Annotated in this window: 13 protein-coding genes; 2 read left to right on the top strand and 11 right to left on the bottom strand. The window is 45.7% G+C overall.

Going from position 1 to position 24,218, the window contains the following annotated elements; translation table 11 throughout:
* Positions 1 to 86: 86 nt before the first annotated feature.
* Positions 87 to 2,048, bottom strand: coding sequence for a glycoside hydrolase family 127 protein (locus IEX62_RS07135; RefSeq protein WP_188774745.1), 1,962 nt, complete (start codon positions 2,046 to 2,048; stop codon positions 87 to 89).
* A 561-nt stretch (positions 2,049 to 2,609) separates the two neighbouring features.
* Between IEX62_RS07135 and IEX62_RS07140 the strand changes: the two genes are divergently transcribed.
* On the top strand, positions 2,610 to 4,385 hold the full coding sequence (locus IEX62_RS07140; RefSeq protein WP_229685667.1) for a leucine-rich repeat domain-containing protein: 1,776 nt from the start codon (positions 2,610 to 2,612) through the stop codon (positions 4,383 to 4,385).
* A 101-nt stretch (positions 4,386 to 4,486) separates the two neighbouring features.
* Here the strand turns inward: IEX62_RS07140 and IEX62_RS07145 are convergent, their stop codons facing one another.
* Positions 4,487 to 6,133 (bottom strand): formate--tetrahydrofolate ligase, encoded by a 1,647-nt coding sequence (locus IEX62_RS07145; RefSeq protein WP_188774747.1) that lies wholly within the window; start codon positions 6,131 to 6,133, stop codon positions 4,487 to 4,489.
* 295 nt (positions 6,134 to 6,428) lie between these two features.
* On the opposite strand from IEX62_RS07145, the gene IEX62_RS07150 reads away from it, so the two are divergent.
* Positions 6,429 to 8,072 (top strand): putative bifunctional diguanylate cyclase/phosphodiesterase, encoded by a 1,644-nt coding sequence (locus IEX62_RS07150; RefSeq protein ID WP_188774748.1) that lies wholly within the window; start codon positions 6,429 to 6,431, stop codon positions 8,070 to 8,072.
* A gap of 220 nt (positions 8,073 to 8,292) precedes the next feature.
* On the opposite strand, the gene IEX62_RS07155 is transcribed toward IEX62_RS07150, so the two are convergent.
* The 9 genes from IEX62_RS07155 to IEX62_RS07195 form a co-directional block, all read right to left on the bottom strand.
* Positions 8,293 to 9,306: a hypothetical protein gene (locus tag IEX62_RS07155; protein ID WP_188774749.1), complete on the bottom strand. Its 1,014-nt coding sequence runs from the start codon at positions 9,304 to 9,306 to the stop codon at positions 8,293 to 8,295.
* A 602-nt stretch (positions 9,307 to 9,908) separates the two neighbouring features.
* Positions 9,909 to 11,510, bottom strand: coding sequence for a sensor domain-containing diguanylate cyclase (locus IEX62_RS07160; protein WP_188774750.1), 1,602 nt, complete (start codon positions 11,508 to 11,510; stop codon positions 9,909 to 9,911).
* A gap of 149 nt (positions 11,511 to 11,659) precedes the next feature.
* Positions 11,660 to 12,607, bottom strand: coding sequence for an NAD(P)/FAD-dependent oxidoreductase (locus IEX62_RS07165; protein ID WP_188774751.1), 948 nt, complete (start codon positions 12,605 to 12,607; stop codon positions 11,660 to 11,662).
* Between the two features lie 259 nt (positions 12,608 to 12,866).
* Entirely contained in the window at positions 12,867 to 15,215 is a 2,349-nt protein-coding gene (locus IEX62_RS07170; RefSeq protein ID WP_188774752.1) for a glycosyltransferase family 39 protein, read from the bottom strand.
* A gap of 412 nt (positions 15,216 to 15,627) precedes the next feature.
* Positions 15,628 to 16,140 carry a metallophosphoesterase family protein gene (locus IEX62_RS07175; RefSeq protein ID WP_188774753.1) on the bottom strand — a complete coding sequence of 171 codons (513 nt, stop codon included), beginning with the start codon at positions 16,138 to 16,140 and terminating at the stop codon, positions 15,628 to 15,630.
* 657 nt (positions 16,141 to 16,797) lie between these two features.
* Positions 16,798 to 17,862, bottom strand: coding sequence for a class II fructose-bisphosphatase (gene glpX, locus IEX62_RS07180; protein WP_188774754.1), 1,065 nt, complete (start codon positions 17,860 to 17,862; stop codon positions 16,798 to 16,800).
* A 560-nt stretch (positions 17,863 to 18,422) separates the two neighbouring features.
* Positions 18,423 to 20,096, bottom strand: coding sequence for a M4 family metallopeptidase (locus tag IEX62_RS07185; protein WP_188774755.1), 1,674 nt, complete (start codon positions 20,094 to 20,096; stop codon positions 18,423 to 18,425).
* Positions 20,097 to 20,595: 499 nt separating this feature from the next.
* The gene (locus IEX62_RS07190) at positions 20,596 to 22,239 is read right to left on the bottom strand and encodes a M4 family metallopeptidase (protein WP_188774756.1); all 1,644 of its coding nucleotides are present in this window, start codon (positions 22,237 to 22,239) and stop codon (positions 20,596 to 20,598) included.
* 522 nt (positions 22,240 to 22,761) lie between these two features.
* Positions 22,762 to 24,210, bottom strand: coding sequence for an aldehyde dehydrogenase family protein (locus IEX62_RS07195; RefSeq protein ID WP_188774757.1), 1,449 nt, complete (start codon positions 24,208 to 24,210; stop codon positions 22,762 to 22,764).
* Between the last annotated feature and the right edge of the window lie 8 nt (positions 24,211 to 24,218).

Consider the following 24,218-nt stretch of genomic DNA (forward strand, 5'->3'; position numbering starts at 1 on the left):
TATAGGTGAGCAGGTGCTTACTTCAAACGATTTATTTCTCTATGAATGGAGATAAATAAGGCATGCCATCAAGTCTCTCAAGCCATTCAAGAGTTTCGTAGCCAGACGGACATCTCTCCTTCTCCGCGGTTACCCCATAGAAAGTATGGCACAGCAGTAAAGGATTGTTCGACACGCGCAGGTGGCTGTAAGCGATATAAGGAGGAATCTGCATCCGTATTTTGCTCGCGTATAGCCTGACCCTTGATTACTGTGCAGCCGCCTAGCAGGTTAGGATCATAGTGGGCTTCGAGTGGAGCTTCCGTTGTAATCGCCAGTGAAGCGAGCTGATCTCCATTATCTGCTTCTTCCATGCAGTATACCAGGGGGCCGCGCTGTAAAGCGATGCGTCCTGCATTGGCACGAAGCTCAGGGTGAGCGTACAGGATTTGTACGTCCATTTGCATATGCCATTCGATCGTATCTGTCGCTGTCCATTCACGCTGGATGTATACGTACCCATTGCGTAGCATGGAGGAATGATCAATCGGCTCTCCGTTTACAATAAGCTTCGCTTTGTGACACCAGCCAGGTAGACGCAGTGCCAGTGTGAACGAAACAGGCTGTTCCATTTTGAAGCTAAAGCTGGCTATTCCGTCCCATGGATAATGGGTTGCTTGCTGAATCGTGATATCTGATCCATTCATATGAAGAGTGGATTCATTGCCGATGAACAGATGGGTATAGATGGTGTCTGTATCGCTTGTGTATATATATTGCCCCAGTGAAGTGATCAGTCGGGCTACATTGGGTGGGCAACACGAGCAGCCAAACCATTTTTGTCGTACAGGCTTTATATGCTCGCGATCCGGGTTATGATGGCTTGCAGCTGGCCATACTTCAAGCGGGTTAACATAGAAATAATGCTTACCGTCCTGCGACATGCCACCGATCACATTGTTGTACAGCGCTCGCTCCAGCACATCGCCATATTCACCACGTGGCTCTAATTGCAGCATTCGATGAGCGAAGAATACCATGCCTACTGCGGCGCATGTTTCGGAATAGATCGTATCGTTAGGCAGATCATAGTCAAAGGTAAAAGCTTCTCCGTGACGAGTTGAGCCGATCCCACCTGTAATGTACATTTGCCGATCTACAATATTGCGCCATAATGTACGGCAAGCGTCATGCAGGCGCTCATCCTCCGTCAGACGTGCCAGATCTGCCATTGCGGTGTACATATACACGGCACGTACGGCATGCCCGGTAGCGACCTTTTGCTCACGTACAGGCTGATGTGCCTGACAATACTCCAGATTGATGCGCTCCTGTGGCTTGCCACCGTAGAAGCTGTAACGACCGCGCTTTTCCCATTCCTGTTTTAAATAATTCGGCTCCTGTCCACGTTCATCGATAAAGAATTGACTTAGCTTTAAATACCGTTCTTCCTTTGTAAGTCGATATAGCTTCACCAGTGCCAGCTCGATCTCCTGATGCCCATCATAACCACGCAGTTGACCGGGCTTTGGACCGAATTGACCATCAATATAATCCGCCAGACGACAGACCACATCAAGCAATTGACGCTTGCCTGTCGCTTCATAATAAGCTACTCCAGCCTCGATCATATGCCCGGCGGTATAGAGTTCATGACAATCAACCAGATTCGTCCAGCGCTTATCCGGCTCCTTAATCGTAAAATACGTATTCAGATACCCATCTGCTCCCTGCGCCTCTGCAATCAACGCGATTACTTCATCTGTCATCTGCTCCAGCTGCGGATCAGGAGATAGCATAAGGGAATACCCTACTGCCTCAATCCATTTGGCGACATCGGTATCCTGAAAAACAAATCCATGAAACTCACCTTCTCTTCGTCCAGCCGCAATCTCAAAATTACGAATCGCATAACTCGGCTCTGCATCAGGCACACGGTCATGTAATGCTTCATATTGATAAGGAATCACAACATCCTTTACTAATTGCTGATAATCTGACCAGAAACGATCGTCAATATGTACGTGCTTTGGACTTAACGTATGAACGGAATGCTGAATGGATTTCATGTGAATCAAGCTCCTTTCGAATGGGACTTGCAGTCATAGATCAAGCAGTCAAAGCTGGATGTTTACACACAAAAGATAACGCTTTCAATTTGAAAAATGAATCATTTATAATATGGTTAATTAATATCATATGTATTAACAATTAACAAGAGAAAACTGTGCATATAACGTTCCTATTGAGTATGGCTTGAATATGCCTTGAGTGTTACTTGAGTGCTGGTTCCATCGCTCTAATCCGTATTGATTTTCTTCTACATGACATACATCTACATGCTATACGTCGCTTCATCTATTTCTCTGTTCATGTGGTGATAACTAGTCTGATCATATAGTTATTTTCCTCAACAAGCAAAAAGCTTGATAGAGATTGGCAACGCACCGGGTATAATAAACGTACATCATGATAACGTGCATTATCGATCATGTAGTAGCATTTCATTCGACATCTTGAAGGAGGATATTCCCGTGGCATTAATTCCGTTAAACTGTCCTAATTGCAACGGAAAAATTGAATATAAACAGGATGAGGTTTTAAAGTGTCCCTATTGTGGAACAGAGCTTTTGCTGGAACAGAACAAGGTCTATTATGTCGATCAAACGATTAATCATTATCATGGCGCAACACCTCAAGCTAAGGCAGCCCCTTCATTAACTATTCCCGTAAGGCTGTTGCTCATTCTGGTCATGCTTATGATCGTCGGTACAGGAGCATATGTGTATTATTTGATGAAAGATACGTCTCCTCAGACAGTAGCGAACGAGTCAGTACGGACGATGCCAGAGAGCGAGGTGCTGCTATCCTTTTTACGTGATATTTTCCATAAAGGCTCTGCTGCGCCTACTGAAGCAGAATTGGCTCGTATTCGTTATTTGAGCGTAGACTATTCAGAAGATAAGCAGTGGCAATTTACATATAGCTTTGCCGATCCTTTCAGTGATGAAAAAGCTGAAAAGATCACCTATGTCACACAGGACAAAAAACTCAATGGCGAGCGAATCGATCAGCGAGATTTCGAGGCATTCACCGGGCTGACCTCATTGAATTTCAACGGAACCTATGAAATCTCTCAATCTGATCAGACGACATTTGCCCATATCCCCGGGCTTAAAAGCTATGGTGGTGCGTTTAACGAATCATTTAGCCAGTTTTCCGGTTATTTTGGCGACAAATCGAAGATTACAGCGTTATCCACACAGCTTCGTAGCAATCGTGAGGTAGCATTACTGCTGGAATTCCCTAATTTACATTCCTTATCCATTACGTATGTGGACGAATCGGTTACGGATCTCCAGTCACTGAACAAGCTGCCCCTTCAATCGCTATCACTTACCTTTGTGAATGATCTGGGCTGGGTATCGTCGATGAATGGATTAACGTCTCTGTCCATCGAGCATAGCGATGCGACAGATCTGCAACCGCTGTTTGCGTTGACACAGCTCCAACATCTTCGACTATCCTTTTTAACGAATGTGAAGTCGATCAACTTTGTACAAAATATGCCTGTATTGCAAACACTTGATATGAACAATGTAAACTTTTCCAGTCTGAAGCCTTTAGAAGGTAAAGGCTCGATTACAACACTCCATCTTTCATCCTTAAATAAGCTTGGCTCAGTAAAATTGATTAACAGCCTATCTTCACTGCGTGACTTATCGTTATCCGGTTACTATGAACATGCAGACTCTCTCACCTTACCGCTTGCTACCAAAGTAGAGATTCCAGGGTCATTTCTTAGTGGGCTAAAAGCACCCGTAGCAACCGAGCTTACGATCCGTGGTGCAAGTGGAGACTTGAAGCTAGCCATGCTACAGAAATTTCCGAAGCTAAAGCAGCTCTCCTTATGGGAAACCAGTGAAATCACGGGGCTTCAAGCGCTCGATGCACTGCCTTCGCTTCAAACATTGAGCATTTACGATAGCTCATTATTTTCGGAGACGGATGCTTTATTTCGTTTGAAGCATGTAACATCGTTAACCTGTAGTGAATGCAGACTGAATATTAAACAGTCAACCGCTCCAACGAATAACACACTTGAACAGCTGACCTTAGACAAGCCTTATTTTAGTCTAAACAATGATTCGGTCACCGACATTGACGAGGCAACACCGTATCTGGCGAATATGACGGCTTTGCGTTCCTTTACTTTGCAGGATAGTAATCTGGCTTCACTGGCATTCATGAGCAATTGGCGAGCTGTGGAGGAGCTTCATCTGGAGAATAATGCAATCTCCAATGTGGAGACGTTAACCAATCTACCCCATCTTGAACGAGTGTACCTTACCGGCAATTCGTTGCAAAATAAGTCGGTGCTCGGTAGCAATGTACAGGTATATTAATTGTTACTCACCAGCATAAACGTAATAATAGCCACTCATCCAATGAGTGGCTATTTCTGTATGATTATATAGGTTCAGCTAGTTTATACTACTCTAGCTTATTAAAACAATCCATCAATCGTTCCACCTGCATCGATGTGCATGCGCTCTGCGGCAGGCACCCTTGGTAGTCCTGGCATCGTCATCGTATTGCCAGTTTCCACGACAACAAAGCCTGCTCCTGCCGATAAGGAAACGCGAGTAACCTGAATCGTGAACCCGGTAGGCGCACCCAGTAATCGCGGTTGATCGGTGAAGGAATATGGTGTCTTCGCCATACAGACTGGCAAATGACCGAATCCCTGTGCCTCCAGCTGCTCCAGTGTACGGCGCGCAGCAGGCGCATAGGCAGCACCCTCTCCACCGTAGATGGAGGTAATAATTTGTTCAATTTTACTTTCAAGGGAGCATTCATCTTCATATAATGGCGTAAAGGCTTGTGGTGCGGTTTCCAGCAGATGTAGTAATCGGTGTGCCATCGCTTCGCCGCCTGCGCTTCCCTCTGCCCATACATGCGATATCTCGGCTGGAACGCCCAGTCTACTGCATTCCTCTTGAATCAATGCCAGCTCCTCTTCGGTATCGCCCGTAAAATGATTAATTGCAACCATAACCGGTACGCCAAATGATTGCAGATTACGCACATGGCGACGCAAATTTGCCATTCCATTTTGTAAAGTTGTTATTTCGTTCACGCCTGCCGAATCGGTAGACGACTCCATGGTGCCAGTCTGTCCATTATATTTGAGCGCCTTTACCGTTACGACCAGTACAGCGGCGGATGGCGTCAGCCCGGATTGCCTGCATTTAATATTGAAAAACTTCTCGGCTCCCAGCTCGGCACCAAAGCCAGCCTCCGTCACGACAATGTCAGCCAGCTTGAGCGCCGTCTTCGTACCGATTACACTGCTACAGCCATGAGCAATATTCGCAAATGGTCCTCCATGCAAAATAACCGGCGTGCCTTCGATCGTCTGTACCAGATTGGGCTTGATCGCATCACGCAGCAAGATTGCCATTCCTTCCACTGCCTTTAAGTCACTGGCAGTGACAGGTGCGCCATCATAGGAATAGCCGATGATGATACGAGCCAGACGCTCTTTCAAATCCGCCATATGCTCACTCAGACAGAGAATCGCCATCACCTCTGAGGCTGAGGTGATCAGATAGCCGCTCTCTCGTACCTCACCATTTCCACTACCCAGTCCGGTTACAATGCTTCGCAGGCTGCGATCATTCATATCTACGGTTCGCTTCCAGGTGATTCTTTTCGGATCAATCCGCAGCTCATTGCCATGATACAGGTGATTATCGATCATCGCAGCGAGCAGATTATGCGCACTCGATATCGCATGAATATCGCCCGTAAAATGCAGATTAATATCGTCTGCGGGTACAATCTGCGCTCGTCCACTGCCTGTAGCTCCACCCTTCATTCCAAAACAAGGGCCTAGCGAAGGCTCACGCAGTGCTGCAATCGCTCGTACACCCAGCGCATGAAGAGATTGGGAAAGCCCGATCGATGTTAATGTTTTGCCTTCACCAGACGGAGTCGGATTGATCGCCGTCACAAGCACCAGCTTCCCATTCGGCTGATCACGTAATTGCTCTATCAGCTCAGGCTCTAGCTTTGCCTTATATTTGCCATACGGTTCTATGTAGTCTGTGTCGATTCCTGTCTGCCTCGCAATTTCGATAATTGGCTTCATATGAAAAATAAACCTCCTGTGCTATGCTTATTTCTCTGGTATTATCCGGCATCGCCCTTGCGTTTGCAACCAAACGGCAGGGTGTTTGCGCTTTTGTCACATCTACTATGTAAAATAACGTCGAATCTTGCTATAATCTATGACTGCCGATGATTTGTAGCTAACTTTTCTAAGAGACTATACAATTATTGCTAAGAATATACAGGCATTTGACCGAACTATACTATATAGTGTGAATCATTTGAAATCACGAGATAAAGAACAATGGAAAAGCATGGTCGAGGGAGTGGAACGCATGGACAAAGATATGAATGAAATACCTCCGCTTCTTGCTCTGGCTCTGGATGCGATCGAAGATTTTGTGTACGTTATGCGTGTGCATAATGAGCAATTTTATTACAGCTATGTGAATCGTTCGGCTGCAAAATTCAGCGGTGTGAGAACTGAACATATGGGAAAGACATTTTTTGAATGCTATGCCCATGAGCCGGAAATGGCACATTATCTGCACAATAAGTACATGAAGGCTTTATCAGCCGGGCAAAGCACGCGCTTTGAGGACGGAAACGTGCTGCCTAACGGTAATTTGAGTGGAGAAAGCATTATCTCTCCCTTGCGTGGACCGGATCAGCGTATTACTCACCTGATCTGTGTTACACGAGATTATACCGAACGTAGCCGCTATGAGGAGAAGCTAAAGTTTTACGCGTACTATGATGAATTAACACATTTGTTTAATCGGCGCTTTTTGTATGAGTATACGCTCAAGAAAGGCACCTTGTTTTTGCTGAACATCGATAATTTTAAAAGCATCAATGATATGATGGGTCACGAAAGTGGAGACGCTTTGCTCATTCAGGCTGCCGCACGAATCAAGCAGCAGTTTACGGATGGTGAGATCATTTGCCGCCTTGGTAGCGATGAATTTCTCGTTGTCTGCCAGAATAGTGAACGCTCGCCCTATCAGACCGCTCAAATGATGCTACGAGCGCTAAGCGGCCCTTTTATTCTAAAGGATCGTGAGGTTAAAATTACCGCTAGCATCGGTATCGCTCCACTAACACAGGATATGAACACCCAGACCGCACTACGTCACGCCGATATCGCTCTCCATTATGCCAAAGGACAGGGACGCAGTCGTTATCATATCTTCGACACCTCTCTTCGCTATGAACAGATTGTACGGTTCCATCATGAGCTTGCGCTCAATCATTGTTTGGAACGAGATGAGCTCCAGCTGTTATATCAACCGATTTACAGTACAGAAAAGAATCGAGTGGTCATTGTGGAAGCTCTGTTACGCTGGTACAAGGATCATCAGCAGCTTGTATCGCCTGCCGAATTCATCCCTGTTGCAGAAGAAACCGGCTTGATCATTCCGATTGGTGACTGGGTCATTCGCCAGGTCTGCCGCGATTTGCCACTACTTCAACGTAAATATGGCAACCGGATACGCATTGCTGTTAATATTTCTCGGATTCAGCTGGATGATCCGGATTTCATTTACAGATTGAATCAGATTTTAGCGGAGGAGCAGGTCGATGCTAGCTATATTGATCTGGAAATTACCGAAAGTGTAGCAACCAGCAATGCGGTAGAAGAGCAATCCTCCCTTCTCAAGCTACGCGATCAGGGATACACGATTTCTTTGGATGACTTTGGTACAGGATATTCTTCGCTTAGCATGCTTACCCGTCTTCCTATCGATAAAATTAAAATTGATCGGTCATTTGTAACTCAGATGAATCCACCCGTGCTCAAGGCGTTAATCACGATGGCAGAAGCATTGAACTTGCAAGTCGTAGCAGAAGGAATTGAAGATCAAGAGCAATGGGATCGACTGGTAGAACTCGGATATAAGGAGTTTCAGGGTTACTGGTTCAGCTATCCGATGCCAGCTTGTAATCTACCGGATCTGGATCATCTATCTCCTGCCTAGTATTGCGATCAGCTCTGTCATATGACTGTGACGAGCATAGATATACACACATAGACGATAGGGTCGAATCTACAGGTAACCCAAAAAGCTGCCGCGACAGGACGCGAGCAGCTTTTTGGTCATGCAGATCGATTCGCTGGAACCGTCCTGCTATATGAATATTGATATCTCATGCGATGCGATCATAGGTTTAATGCACTAATGATCGTTCGAGGTACGATTATTGTACGTTAATATTCCAATCGGTTACGGTCAGCTTACCGCTACCGCTCATCACATCGGTACCGAAGGTTACACCACTAATATAATCGCCTGTAGTCATCAGCTCATTGCGATCCAGCAGATTTTTCACAAAATCAGTCAGATTCAGTGAGATCATATCTGTATTCGCTGTGCGTACAAACGTATACGTTACATTATCATTCATATTAGCGGAGGTTACCGTATTATCGCTGCTACTTGTGCTGCGATATACATTCCAGTTCGAACCGCCAATGCTCACCATATCGATCCATTGACCCCATGCACCCATATCGGTCGCCATCATGTTATCCATATCGCTCGACGTCATCGCAGTATTACCAGTGAATACATTCGTACCTGTGCTTGTTTCTGTACGATTCGACATATCAGAGGCATCCATCATGCCTGTATCATCAGTCATAGCTGGATTAGCCGAGGTTGATGTGATTACCTTGATAGTTGCTTTTGGTGCTGTTTCCATGCCTGCCTGCTGTGTATTGTGAATATACAGTGTATAGCCCGTTGCATAATCACCAGTTACATCGGCTGTGGAATAGGCTACAGATGTATCGATATTTTTCATTTGACTGCTACGACTGGAGGTGCTGTTACGTGAGTTGTCACGGAACACGTCTACTGGCATATTGCCTGCTCCTTCATAGCCGTTTGTCCAGTGCCAGCCATAAGAGATGGCTGGTGAGGATTGAAGTCCTGTCGCATCGGCTGGGTAAGCCCATTTATATCCAAAGGAGTTCGCATTGTCATAGAAAATCGATTGTCCGTTTGTCATGCTTTGATCGGAAGAAATCATGCTGCCTGTGTTACCTGCCCAGCCCGTATTGGACAGATACGTGTTGCTGTTCAGACTGAAGCTGCCTGTTGTTTCTGTATTTTCCTCGGCAAATGCTGCGCCAGGAATCAACAGCGATGCTGCAAGTGTCATAGAAGCAAGTGCACAAATCGGTTTTTTCAAATTCGATTTCTTAGTCATAATTAGTCCCTCCAATGATGTTGTTTGTTTGTTGTTATGAGAGATCGATATACATTCCAACGAGACGTACATGGTCATTCAATTATACTGTATCTTAAAAAAGCACAGTAATTGCCATCTACTCAGCCTATTGTAGAAATACTGCTATATATACTGAGTGAGCGCAAACTTGCCGTTCTGGTATGCGTCCCTATGACCGGGCAAAACTACCCATGCATTGCACGACATGATCCGTTCCGGCTCTGATCAGACCGAAGATCGTGAAGCGGCACTGCCACAATTATGTAGCCCAGCACACTTACGCTCCCAGTTTAACTTTCCAATCGTATATCGATGTTCCCAGATATTATTTACCCACCCTTTCATCAGTACTAACTACTTTTACCAAAATCATTTCAGAAATTTCCAACTTATGTCACAAGGTACATGGATATAGGCATCACTGTATGCGTCCTTTTATCATATGCTTATACTTTTAATCATCCTATTGTAGATAGTAAAATATAGCTACTCATTAAAAAGCCGTATCAGATAGATGGCATAATTGCACATCCGTCCGATACGGCTTTTAGCATAGACTGCGTCACAGCTGACATACTTGCTTACTGTTGTTCTGGTAGCTCGATTGCCGCAACAGGCTCTCTATACACGGTAGTGCGGTTGCGACCTTCCCGTTTGGACATGTACAGTGCTTCATCTGCCCGGGTAATCAGTTCCTCAGGAAACCTGCCCTGCTCAGGGAAGTCTACAATACCGAGGGAGATGGTGATGCACTCACCAGATGGGCTAGGTGTGTTGCTAACCATATGGCGAAGGCGCTCTGCTACAAAATAAGCACGCTCCTTGTTCGCTCCGCGCAATAGAATACCCAGCTCTTCACCGCCATAACGGAAGCATAGATCGCCCTCACGCGATACATTACGCATCGTTGCAGCAAGAAATTGGATCACCTGATCACCTACTGGATGACCGTACGTATCATTGACGAGCTTAAAATGATCAATATCGAGCATAATCATCGAAAATGGCTCTTTGGCTAGACACCATGCTTCCAAAGTAGCATCAAAATTGCGACGATTAGCCAATCCGGTCAAGCCATCAAGTGCTGTCTCGGTACGTAGCTTGCGAATATACTTTTGCATCTGTCTGGCTGTTGTTCGCAGACTAGAATAGAGTAGCTTGATCTCATACGTCGCCGAACGAACAGGCGGCAGATCATCTATACTCCATTCCTTTAGCATACGATTCGAATATTCAGCGAGCATATGCAAAGGTCGTACGACAAGATACGTTAATAACCAGCCTGCCGCCAGCGTAATAAATAATAAAGGTAGCGATTGCAAGGCACTACTTTGCAATAAATTGTTCAGCGGCCCATTCACAATCTCCGCTGGTGTTTGAGATACAATGCCCCAGCCGGAGCCCATATTATACGCGTAGCCCGCATAGAACTGCTTCCCACTATTATCCTCATATTCAATCGAACCATTCAAGCCGGCGATTACTTTCCAGACCGCTTCGTTGGAAGCGATATTTTTCCCGATCATTGTAGGATCAGGATGGAAAATAACATTCCCCTTTGAATCGACTGCAAATACATACGAGCCATCTGACTCTACATTTTTCTCCAAAATAAGCTGCAAAATATTCGAGTTATGCAAATAAATCGTTCCCGCAATATAACCGTAATAGTTATTATTTTTATCGTATAACGGACTGCTCACCAGAATAAGCAGATTGCCCGTCTTACCGACAAAAGGATCTGTCATCTTTGACTCTTTGAGCTTAATCAAAGATCGGGAAATGGGACTATCTATACTCTTTCCGACCTGTAGCTCCTTCTTGTTGGATGGAGCAATTTCCATTAATATTGTATCTTTGCGTACGATACTTAATGACTCAAAATACTCACTATGCGTTGCATACAGATCATTTAAAAGCATGGGATCAATACTTTCATTACGCTGCCAGATTGTCGCCATCGAATCGACGCTTTTCTGAATACGAACGAGCAAATTACCCGTAGCTGCGGATAGATCCATAGCACGATCATAATTACCGCTCAGATAGTTATTGACCAGGGATTGCCTGCTGACGCTGTACGACGAATGAATAGAAATCAGCATCGTGAGTACAATGGATACAATAATAATAAAGCTAACGATAGTTACAAGTTTAAACCCCTTTTTAGGATGGAAACTCAATTGCATCCCACCTGGCAACAAAATAGTATATCGTCACCATCATACCATAAGCACCCTGTCAAGACAAAGCAGAATAGCTGCGTTTTTGCGTGAGAATTAGCTACAATATTAGCCACAATTATAGAACAGTGGTGAACGTTGCCACTAACCTATTTACCGGAGCGTACGACAGATGGACTTTTTAGCTTGGATAGCGTTTTGTGAATCCAGATCGCAGCCTGAGCTCCTTCACCCATGGCAATATTAGCCTGCTCGGAATGCGCTGCCAGATCGCCAGCCACCCATACATTTTCAATATTCGTCATTTTGGAACGAGGATTCGTCTCAATATGGTGATTATGGAGCGTTTCTACACCTAACTGCTCAGCCAACTCGGAATTGACATGATTACCGCCAAAAGCAATAAAGCCACGCTCTGCCGCGATCGACTGTCCATTCTCCAATTGAACCGACTCCAGCATACCGCCACTACCATGACTCACGCTCTGAACAGCAGCTTCGATATATTCGATACCATGCTCCTGCAAGCGCTGCATCGTTTCTGGCTTGAATGGCTTACCTTCATGATTGATATAGAGGAGCTGATCAGTACGCGGAGTCAAAATAAGTGCCATCTGCGCTCCTGCCTCACCTGAACCCATCACAACTGTACGTCGTCCTTCGATCTCATAGCCGTCACAGTCCGGGCATACATACACACTGAAGCCAAGCGTTTCACGAAGCCCCGGCAATCGTGGGAAACGATCAATCAAGCCAGTAGCTAATAACAGCGTACGTGCGCGATAGCTCTCACCTTCTGCTCCTTTTAACAGGAAATGATCTTCCTTTTTCTGTGCTTCCAGTATACGATCCTCATGAAACTCAATACCGAGTGGCTCGGATTGCTGTCTGCCAATATCGCGAAGCTCTTCACCGGATACCCCATCTGGAAAACCGAGCAGATTGCCGTAATTTTGACATAACGTGGATCGTCCAACTCCTGCATCAATGACCAGCACGCGATGTGCTGAATATCGTCCAAGCTGGAGTGCTGCCTGAAGTCCGGCAATTCCTCCACCTACAATAATACAATCATAATACGTGTTGCTATCAATCATCGTGTAGCCTCCTCTGGCTGGATTCATATCAGCATCCGGCATAATGATGCTTATACGTTAATATGTAAACTAGCCAGTGCCATTGAAACGGTCGCTTCTGTTTGATTCACCTTCTACTCCGATCAAAATGCTACTATACAGCAAAAATCCTGCCATTCACGGGGAATGACAGGATCATATCATGGGATAAAGAAATAAAGTAACAGAACTCGAAAAGAACTCGAAAAGCGGCATCATCACAACTGTACGTAATCGTTACTTAATCGTTGATATCGTCAGGTGTAAGCTCATATAATGTGCTTGTCATCATGCCCATACCACCAAAGCCACCACCCTGCGAAGGATTCATCATCCCGCTACGATCTGTAGCGGTGTTGTCTGTGGACGTAGTTGATTTGGAATCGCTCAGTGCATTTTGAACAACAGAGCCGGAGCTTTCTTCCCACTCGGAAGAAGGAACTTCGGTTGCATGCTCCTCAATCCATTGTGTAAGCTCTGTCGAGCCACCGCGTCCCATACCGTTTAACAGGAAGTATTTTACTTCACCGTTGCGAACCATTGTTTTCAGCTTGTCGACGGTTAAGATCGGATCACTTCCACTGTATCCTCCCATCGCCATGACGGCTTTACCTGTGCGAATAATATAGGCAGACGCGGAATTGGCATTATTCACCGCAAACAGATACTTCTCACCTTGATTGTTTTCCGTCACAAATTGCAGAAGCTTCTCATTCACCGAATCTGCTAAGCCCATGCCACCTCTGGAACGATTACGTGAGGTATCTGTTGACGTGGATGAGTCTGCGCCATTGCCTGCCGGTGCGCCACCATTCATGGCGCCTGTAGGCGCGCCCTGCGCAGACATTCCTGTATTGCCTGTACTATTGCTTGCTTCTGTAGTGGCACTAGCTGATGTATCACGATGCGTAGCTGTCATTTGTGCATCGCGATCTCGTGCTCCGCCTCCGCCAAAGCCCATTTCGGTAATAGGGCCTCCATAAGGCAGCGCAATATTGCTAGAAGGATTCATCATAGGGAACGAAGACCAGTACAATGGTGTTAATAGCAATGCGCCTGCTGCTGCCGATACGAGATAGGCTTTACCACGACTCATCGTCTGTACACGAGTACCGATCAGCAAACCAACCGTAATCAAAATACCGAGTGCTGCAATCAGATAGAACCAGAATGAAGCAATTTCATTCCGATACGGATAGATGACATATAGCTGGAATGCCGTTGTAGCTGCCACATTAATCGGAAGCAGCCATGCTAACCAGCCCGTTCCCTGACGATAGTATCGCCACCCTGCAATCAACCCGGCAGCAGCAATCGCAGCTACAGGTGGGGCAAGCATAATCAGATAATATTGATGGAAGAAGTTCGCAATACTGAAAAATCCACCTACTGGAATGAGCCACATGAGCCAGAATACAATTTCGGTATACTTTCCTTCACGCCAGTTCGCTCTGCGCAAGCCTGCGAACAGTGTGATCAACGATATAATAGCAAAGGGTAGCAGCAGACTCGCTTGTCCAGACAATGCTTTTTGGAACAAACGAAATGGGCCTACATCTCCTGTATTGAACATTCCACCCGTTCGGCGCTGAATATCTCCATCACCATTTGGCGGCTGCATCAAGCCTCCCTGCGCCATTCCTGCACTAATCGGATTCGCTGTCGCACTATTTGATGTCGATGCTGTATTCGTTCCAGCTTGAGATGTACTCGTGTTGGCACTTGTATTGGGAGCAGCATTATTCGCTCCTGGCATGCCGCCACCGCCACCCATACCGCCTGTTTGCGTCTCTCCCGTCAAACGGCTTACACCGTTATAACCGAATGCCAGCTCTAGCACCGAATTCGTCTGGCTACTGCCAATATAAGGACGCTGACTGGCTGGTACGCTATCCACGATAACAGGCCACGATACCGATACCCCTGCTAAAATAACAGTGCTTACTGCAAGGATCGATAGCTTCTTTTTCCAATTCACCTTAAAGGCAAGCAGATAAAATACATACATCGCTGGCAAAATCATATATGCCTGTAGCATCTTCTCATTGAATGCTACACCAACCATAGCAAAGGCGCCGAAGATCCAGCCTATCTTTTGTAAACGAATGCCCTTGAGCAGCATCCATGTCGCAAGCAACAACGTGAAGACGAGTAAGCCGTCCACGTTGTTCGAGCGCTGTACGGCTACAGCAACCGGTGTGAGCGCCATAAATAGCGCCGCAATCCGTGCCACCTGAATACCGAACGTTGGCTTCATGATCAGATAGATCAAGCCGACTGAGCCAACGCCTGCTAATGCCGCAGGAAGAGTTACACTCCAGCCATGCACGCCAAATATAGCCGCAAACAGAGTTTGCAGCCAGAAGGCTACAGGAGGTTTATCAATCGTTACAAAGCCCGCAGGATCAAAGGACGCATAGAAGAAATTATGAAAGCTCTGAAGCATGCTGGTTACAGCAGCTGTGTAGTACGAATTCGCATTCCCGTTATCCCATATGTGCCATATATTCAAAAAAGCAGAAAGCAGCAAAATGAGGATTAAGGGGATATCTACCCTTGAACGAGATACAGTAGTGGTGTTAGATTCCATTGGACTTCCTCCCGAATAATAATTGGATGATCTGACGCATCCTTTAAATGATCGGTTATGTAGAACAGAGTATGTCCGCCATAACCGTTAGCGGTGTTCAGATCATGGTGCCGATGACCCTGCTGATCTGATTGCTCTATTAAATATGATGTATATGTATTTTGTATGAACAACATTAAGAACAGCCCATAAAAATCTTAAAAATTCATAAAAAATAGAGCATCCGCAGAAGATCACCCTTTTCCACACTCATGATAGCGCTTATTCCTACCATCGATTGGAAAATGATCCACGCTGATGCTCTATACCTGTTGCTGTTACCCGTGCTGAGTCGATAATCATACTTTAACTTAGTCGATACCGATATTTCAATTTTACGATCTACGCAGTGATGCTCTATACAATTCTATATTCACCCATTGCTACGTTCTTTATCAAAAAAGTAATGCTCATAACGAATCTGCTCGCCCTCAACGAATAGCTTGCCATAAGAATAACGTGGCTGCATTCGTTTATCCGTAGGGGAGCCGGGATTGAATAGCAGCACACCCTGACGCTCCTCAGCAAAAGGAACATGCGAATGACCAAATACAATCACATCGACCTCATCCGGTTCAAAGGAGTGAAAGGCTCGATCCGGCGTACTACCGCGAAATCCACCATCACCATGCACAATACCGATTTGCTTACCGCCTGCTGTAATGATCTTCTTCTGTCCGAGACGCTTAACGATCGTACCTGGATCATTATTACCGGCTACGGCTTCCACAGGTGCGAGCTGCTCTAATAATTCATAAACGCCCCAATCGCAAAAATCGCCTGCATGAATAATAAGCTCGGCATCTGCCAACCCTTCTACAAGTGTTTTGGGAAGAGTCAGTCGATGACTGAGTAGATGAGTGTCCGATACGACTCCAATGATCATAAGATCCTCCTTCGACTTCTTTGTTGTGTATTGGTGCTGCATTGTATAGTAGCCTGTATCCTACCTGTCACGTAGCAAGCAGCTATCTATATTTTCCCTGTTCAGGGATGTTTCCTTATCGTAGCTGATTTTACATTGCAGTTCAAACGGTAGAAGGATGATAATGAAGCTTACATCCATCGATAGGCAACATTAGCATGCGCAATCAATATGAGAAATCGGTATAAGAAACTGGTATGACAAAAAAGAGCGTTATGATTTTATCCTCACAGCGATACCACATCATGCTCGCATACCCATCTGCTATTCATCTATAAGTATCTCGACAAAAAAAGAGACAGCCCTTAACAGGCTGTCCAATGCGGAGGTCATACAATATAGATTAACAGTGCTCTCCATCAAGCATAAGGCGATGCTCCCTGGGGGCCGCCGCGATATGGGGGAGACCATATACTGGCGTGATAGAGAGAACACCGATCAATCATGTCCAATCGATAACGATCAACGCCCTATTATTCAGCATTATCATTATACAGTGTGCATCTAAAGCATGGTTCATCCAAAGCATGCTGTTCTATACATGATCCATTACATTAACCTTTCGCCATTTTGAGTAAGCAGCGTCCGTATCGTCGACTCAAGCACCTGCGATCACATTCACGCTTGCTTTACCGCAACTGGCTTGGACTTTGCGTTCGCCGAATCGATCGCAGCGGAACGGCGTTCCTCCGGTGAACCGGATGCTTGAATTTTCTGCACCTTGTGCACCACTTCCTTGTTTGGCAGGTAATGAAGGGATTTGATGTAACGAATCGTTTTCGTTTTGGCACGCATTACGATCGAATGCGTCTCTGCGCGCTCATCTGCCAGGTAGCGAACACCACCGAGAATCTCACCGGGTGTTACACCTGTTGCTGCAAAGATCACATCGTCTGTACCAATCATATCCTGCATCGTTAACACACGATACGGATCTTCAATGCCCATCGCCTTGCAGCGTGCGAATTCGTCTGCATTCGCTGGCATCAATCTACCCTGAATCTCACCACCAAGGCAAGACAAGGCAGCTGCGGCAAGTACACCCTCCGGTGCGCCACCGGAGCCAATATACAGATCAATACCGGCTTCGGGAAAAGCGGGTGCCATCGCGCCAGCTACATCGCCATCGCTGAGGAACTTAATCCGCACTCCTGTTTTGCGAAGCACCTTGATAATACTCTCATGACGATCACGATCCAGAATCATTACGGTCAGATCCGCCATCTTTTTACCAAGTGCCTTCGCTGCCTTACGAAGTGTGACATCAACCGGGTCTTCAATACTCAGCTTGCCAACGAGCGCCGGGCCTACTGCTAGCTTTTCCATATACATATCAGGTGCATGCAATAGATTACCTTTGTCAGCTACAGCGATAACAGATAGTGCATTATTCAGCCCCTTTGCTACGATAGCTGTTCCTTCCAGTGGATCAACCGCTACATCCACTTCGGGAGCCTGCGTACTGCCAACCTTTTCTCCAATATAGAGCATCGGAGCTTCATCCATTTCTCCTTCACCGATGACGACCGTACCATTGATCGATACGGAGTCGAACATCGCTCTCATCGCGAGCGTTGCTGCTTCGTCTGCGCTGTTTTTGTCACCGCGTCCCATCCAGGGAGCCGAAGCCAACGCCGCTACTTCCGTTACTCTTACAATTTCCAATGCCAATTCGCGTTCCATGTCTTCCACTCCTTTTTGTGGGTTTTCAAAGAGAAATGATTTTGTTATGTTGCCTATCATAGCATCTTTCTTTGTTTATTTGTTGATTTTTTTGAAAATTTTCTTGTAAAACAAATTTATAATGTTGATAAAGGATGATTATATGTAAAAAAGATCATTTTTTGCGACATAAAACAACATTTATTTCTGGGATTATAGTCCCCTTTTTCGTATATATATTCATTTATTTCTCAAAATTTTCACAGAGCCTGTCAGCTATACTTGCTAAACTCCCGTACAATTGGTCGCTAAGACTCAATTTGCAAATTGAAAACTACTTACAGAAATCTACACAATAAAAAGACGACTGATCGGGGGAACGATCAGTCGTCTATATTTCTGATAACCGAAACCAACATTAAATGTCCGTTTCCAACATAATAATATGTGGATTGTCTGAAGCTACTCTGCTTCTATTCTCTGTGTTGCAGGAGACATATACCACTATATCGTCCACAACACAGGCAGAGAAGCTTCTATATTATACAATACGGTTATCATGAATAACGCGAGTGGCTGGCTTAAAAAATGCCTACAGCATCAAATGCGTTTTTCACAGAGGTTGTTTGGCTTGCACTTGCACCATACAGATCGGTTGCTGCCTGTGTCATTGCTGCACGGAAATCGGCAAAGTCAGAAGTGGATGTCAGATACAGCGTCAGTGCGCGATATACAATCGAGATCGCCTGGCTGTTACCGATACCTTTTACAGTTACACCTTCAAATGTGCCACCACTCGACAGCAGATAGAATGCTTTGTTTGGAATACCACTGTTCGTGTGTACACCACCATAGTCGCCTTCTTCTGTATTTGGCAGGTTTTTATAGTCATCCATATGTGCTGGATCGCCATACAGTGTAGGATCAGCCATCGAGCGAAGCGCATCGCCGGATTTGCCAGGTGTGTACACATCTTCACCGATCAGCCAGTCATTTTTGCCTTGAATCACGCTACCGAACATATCGGCAATCGATTCATTCAGTGCACCGGATTGATTCATGTATTCGAGGTTTGCTGTATGCTCAACAACGCCGTGTGTCATTTCGTGACCGACTACATCCAGCGCTCCGGACAGCGAGGTGAATACCTTACCATCTCCATCGCCATATACCATGTAGGAGCCATTCCAGAAGGCATTGTTATACTTGGAACCATAGTGTGTGATCGAACGAATATTCATACCAGAGCCGTCGATGCTGTTACGGTTAAATGTATTTTTGTAGAAGTCATACACTTTCGCTGCATACGCATGGGCATCTACGGCTGCTGGATCATTGAAGACCGAGCTGGTGCTGGAAACCGTCGACATGGAGCCGGATGTGCGATTGTTGATTGTATACGTTTCGATACCACCACCACGCGTTGTATCACGCAGAAGGTAGCGTGTACCGGATTGTGTAACCGTCAGAGACTTGGTATCACCGAGCACCCCTTTACCTGTACCTGTTGCATGCTCCAGCAGATCATATTGGAACAGGATCGAGCCAGATTTGGCATCAATGAAGTAACGCGTGCGCAGTGGCTCTGGATCAAGTACATTCACCTCGGTTACATACACAAGGCGTGCATCCTGATCTTCTGGTGCGTAAATGTACAGCTTCGCTTGCTCCGGGCTCATCGCTTCACCGAGCGAGCCGATCTTCGAAGCAGCGTCCTTCTCCGCAATCGAAACTGCCTCAGAAGCGCTAATGTTCGGTGTTACCAGATCGTCTGTTGCTGTAGTATCGTTAGCTTCACCATATACATCTTCAGCGACCTTCGTCTCGACCTTTGCCTCGCCTGTGTTCAGCTTACCGTATACGTCCTCAACAACCTTACCCATATACAGGGATACATTGCCAGCTTTGTCAAAGTGCAGCGTCTGCTCTGCTCCGTAGATCGGAACGCCTTTGTACGTTTGCGCCAGTCGATAATGATCCGTGCCTGTTTTGGAATCTGGCTCACGCTTGGTGATCTCGAACAGGTCTTTGACATTTTCAGATGCTGTACCGTTTGATACGAGCGAACGCTTTTGCTTCTCCAGGAACTTCCAAACCTTCTCATCGTTCGAAGAACCACTAATGCTCGTCTGAGTGATCATTTTCGGTGTGTAATCACCTAATGGTGCGAGTTCGCTTGCACCTGCTGCGAAGATCGATGTGTTCGCACTGAGTAACAATGTACCTGCGAGTAAAAAGCTTGCTGTTTTTTTCATAGAATTATCCCCTATTCATGTGAAATGGTAAAGCTGTACCAGAGAAGCTTCTCCTGCTGTTGTTCCCTGCTCTCTCCTGTCTTCCAGTCGACACTACGGTTTCGATGCAGAGCAACGATTATGTACCAAATTGCTGCTGATCTAGAAAGTGTTCCCTTCACCTTCCTTTTCATTCTACTGTCTTGTAAATAATGTAACACCATAGTATGTGTTGGAAGAATATTATCATGATTCCTAAAGAAAATAAATACTTTTTTAGATGAATTAAAGGTATTTTTTATATTTTTTGGTTTATAGATAACATTTAGCGTCACATTATTCAACAATTGGTCAAAAATGGTGTAAAAGTATTGACAACTGTTCAATTATAGCTATAATGCTTTTTTTGCTACTCCACTTTGGCTATTTCAGTTGGGCTATGTATAGAGAAGAGCAGCCGACATGCAATTTCATGCACATCGACTGCTCCACTTCATTTAGCAGGAAGAAGGAATAGAACTTAGTTAATGCCTACTGCGCTCAGCGAGTTTTTCACCGCTGTTGTTTGTGTAGAGTTTGCACCGTACAGGTCTGTAGATGCTTGCACCATTGCAGAACGGTAGTTCGAGAAGTTAGATGTGGATGTCAGGTAGTATGTTAGTGCACGGTAAACGATCTGGATCGCTTGCGAGCGACCGATACCTGTTACATTTACACCGCCAAATGTGCCACCCTGTGCCAGCAAGTAGTATGCTTTATTCGGGATACCACTGTTTGTGTGTACACCGCCATTATCAGCGCTTGTGTTGTTGTAATCTGCCATACGCGCTGGTTGTCCACCTTTTGTTGGATCATCCATGTAGCGAAGAGCATCGCCGGATACGCCTGGTGTGTAGATCGCATCGCCTACCATCCAGTTTTTACCTTCGATTGTGTTACCAAAGATATCCGAAATGGATTCGTTCAGTGCACCGGATTGACCATAGTATTCCAGGTTCGCTGTGTACTCGGTTACACCGTGTGTCAGCTCGTGACCTACTACGTCAAGGTCGCCGGAGAATGCGATGAATTGCGAACCATCGCCATCACCGTATACCATTTGGGAACCATTCCAGAACGCATTGTTATAACGTGTGGAATAGTGCGTAGTGGAGCGGATAGCCAGACCATTACCGTCGATGCTGTTGCGGTTAAAGTTGGATTTGTAGAAATCATATACTTTTTGTGCATACGCATGGGCATCGACAGATGCTGGATCGTTAAATGTGCTGCTGCTGCTCGTTACAGTGCTACCTGGCAGTGATGTGCGGTTAGACGCCGTGTAGGTTTGGATACCTTTTCCACGCGTGCTATCAGTCATCACATAGGAAGAACCGGAAGTACCTACAGTGAAGGACTTGGTATCACCCAGTACCCCTTTACCTGTACCTGTTGCATGCTCAATCAGATCATATTGGAACAGGATCGAACCTGTTTTTGCATCTACAAAATAGCGAGTACGCAGCGGAGATGGCTCCAGTACGTTTACTTCTGTCACATAAGCCAGACGTGCTGCTTGATCCTCAGGAGCGTAGATATACAGCTTCGCTTCTGGCGTTTTTTGTGCTTCGCCGAGGGAGCCGATTTTGGAAGCTGCATCCTTTTCAGCAATCGAGATGGCTTGAGAAGCGCTGATTTCTGGTGTTACCAGATCATTTTTCGTATCCGAAGCGTATACATCCTCAGTTACGCCTTTTTTGGAATCGGAAGCTTCCAGTTTAGCGGACACATCCTCAACAACCTGACCCATGTACAGAGATACATTGCCGGATTTGTCAAAGTGCAGTGTTTGCTCTGCGCCATAGACTGGGATGCCTTTAAAGGTTTGGTTCAGGCGATAGTGCTCTGTACCGGTTTGAGAATCGGATTGACGTTTTGTGATCTCAAACAATTCCTTCACATCAGCAGAAGCTGCATCATCGGTTACGATGGTACGTTTTTGCTTCTCCAGGAACTTCCATACTTTAGCATCGCCACTAGCGCCAGTGATGCCTGTTGCTTGCGTAATCAATTTTGGCGTGTAATCACCGAGTGGTGCCAGATCATTTGCTTCTGCTGCGAAAGCGGACGTTGTAGCACCAACGAGCAAGCTACCTGCAAGTAAAAGACCAACTGTTTTTTTCAAAGTATTCTCCCCTGTTCACTTGGTTTTTTTGTAATGCAAATGGTGGAGCTTTCTTCACGACTGGAAAGATCCTAAAGCCAAACTTACGTATTGCCTGTGCCACATGCACTGCCAGCTATGTATAGCGGCCTGCCCTTGCTAAGTACTACGTCACTATGAGCGCTTCCTCACCTCTCATCAGCCTGAATTGGCAATTAATGGAACACATTTTGTGTCGGGAGAAAGCGTATCACGATTCCTAAAAAAAATAAATACCTTTTTAACTAAAAAATTGAAAAATTCTTCAAAATAGCTCAATAACTAACATCAAAAGTCCTTTTAATTAACAAACGGTCAAATAAAACCCTTTTTTATAACGCAAATAAGACTTATAACTACGGATGAACGTAATTATAAGTCTTATTTGACATACAGATTAAGCTGCTTCGTTTTTTTATATAGGAATCGCGAATAAATCGCAGTCTTTTTAACCGTTTTATTTAGCTCTCAAGCCGCTTAATTGTATAAAACGGAAGTAAATGATTAGCGTGGCTGATTAAACACGACAAATTTGGTCTCCAGCATATCCTCCATCGCGTACTTCACACCCTCGCGCCCAATGCCACTTTGCTTGACTCCTCCATATGGCATTTGATCGACACGGAAGGATGGAATATCATTCACAATGACCCCACCCACCTCAAGCTGGCGAATCGCAAGGAATGCAGTATCCAGCTGTGTCGTATAAATGCCTGCTTGTAATCCATAATCCGAATGATTGACCGCTTGAACCGCTTCCTCCATATCACGTACACGATTGATCATGACGACAGGAGCGAATACTTCGCGACAGGCTACGCGTGCTTCTGGAGATACATTCAGTAACACCGTTGGCTTCAAGCAGCCGTCCTGTACTTCATTACCGCAGACAACCTCAGCCCCCTGCTCGATTGCTTCCGCAATCCATTCCAGGGCACGCTTTTGTTCCTTTTCCGAGATCATTGCTGCCACATCCGTATCCTCTTCTAATGGATCACCCAGCTTGAGCTTCGCTGTAGCCGTAACAAATTGCTCTACAAATGTATCGAAAATATGCTCATGCACATAAATGCGCTGAACGGATATACATACCTGACCCTGATTGCCAAAAGCACCCGATACAGCACGATCGATCATTGCAGCTACGTCGGTATCTTTATCAATGATCAATCCAGAATTCGAGCCTAGCTCTAATGTTACTTTTTTCAGACCGGAGCGTGAACGAATCGATATACCGACCGCCGGGCTTCCGGTAAATGATAATGCCTTCACACGATCATCCGTTACGATCGTATCGCCTACCGTTTTCCCATCACCGGTCACGACATTGAGCGCTCCTGCTGGCAGACCGGCTTGCTCTAATAGCTCCGCTAATAGGAAAGAGGATAATGGCGTCTGCTCTGCCGGTTTCAATACAATGGTATTACCAGCTGCAAGCGCAGGACCTACCTTATGAGCAACCAGGTTCATCGGGAAGTTAAATGGAGTGATCGCACCGACCACGCCGACAGGCTCCTTGATCGTATAGCCGAACTTGCCTTCGCCTGTTGCCGCTGCATCCAGCGGTACGGTTTCTCCATGAATGCGCTTCGCTTCCTCTGCTGAGAACTTATACGTTTCGATCGTTCGAGCAACTTCAGCTCGCGCAGCCTTGAGTGGCTTTGAGCCTTCTAGCGCAATAAGGCGCGCTGCCTCTTCCTTACGTTCCTCAAGCAATCGCGCCAGCTGCTCCAGGATCGCCGCCCGTTGATGAGCAGGCATATCGCGCATCGTTGTCGTTGCCTCTGCCGCAGCTGCAATCGCCTGACGAGTCTCATCTGCACTCGCTTCCGCAACCTCAGCAATTAATCCACCATGATATGGAGAATGCAGCGGTTCATACGAAGCTGCCTCCTGCCATTTTCCTCCTATATATAGATGCTTTTTCGCAATCTCATTTAATATATCTGTCATATTACTCA

The sequence above is a fragment of the Paenibacillus hunanensis genome (assembly GCF_014645615.1).
GTDB lineage: Bacteria > Bacillota > Bacilli > Paenibacillales > Paenibacillaceae > Saccharibacillus > Saccharibacillus hunanensis.

Excerpts from the sequence above, each read along its gene's own strand:
- IEX62_RS07135 (WP_188774745.1), bottom strand. The coding sequence starts at position 2,048 with ATGAAATCCATTCAGCATTCCGTTCATACGTTAAGTCCAAAGCACGTA.
- IEX62_RS07145 (WP_188774747.1), bottom strand. The coding sequence starts at position 6,133 with ATGAAGCCAATTATCGAAATTGCGAGGCAGACAGGAATCGACACAGAC.
- IEX62_RS07150 (WP_188774748.1), top strand. The coding sequence starts at position 6,429 with ATGGACAAAGATATGAATGAAATACCTCCGCTTCTTGCTCTGGCTCTG.
- IEX62_RS07155 (WP_188774749.1), bottom strand. The coding sequence starts at position 9,306 with ATGACTAAGAAATCGAATTTGAAAAAACCGATTTGTGCACTTGCTTCT.
- IEX62_RS07165 (WP_188774751.1), bottom strand. The coding sequence starts at position 12,607 with ATGATTGATAGCAACACGTATTATGATTGTATTATTGTAGGTGGAGGA.
- IEX62_RS07170 (WP_188774752.1), bottom strand. The coding sequence starts at position 15,215 with ATGGAATCTAACACCACTACTGTATCTCGTTCAAGGGTAGATATCCCC.
- IEX62_RS07175 (WP_188774753.1), bottom strand. The coding sequence starts at position 16,140 with ATGATCATTGGAGTCGTATCGGACACTCATCTACTCAGTCATCGACTG.
- glpX (WP_188774754.1), bottom strand. The coding sequence starts at position 17,862 with ATGGAACGCGAATTGGCATTGGAAATTGTAAGAGTAACGGAAGTAGCG.
- IEX62_RS07185 (WP_188774755.1), bottom strand. The coding sequence starts at position 20,096 with ATGAAAAAAACAGCAAGCTTTTTACTCGCAGGTACATTGTTACTCAGT.
- IEX62_RS07195 (WP_188774757.1), bottom strand. The coding sequence starts at position 24,210 with ATGACAGATATATTAAATGAGATTGCGAAAAAGCATCTATATATAGGA.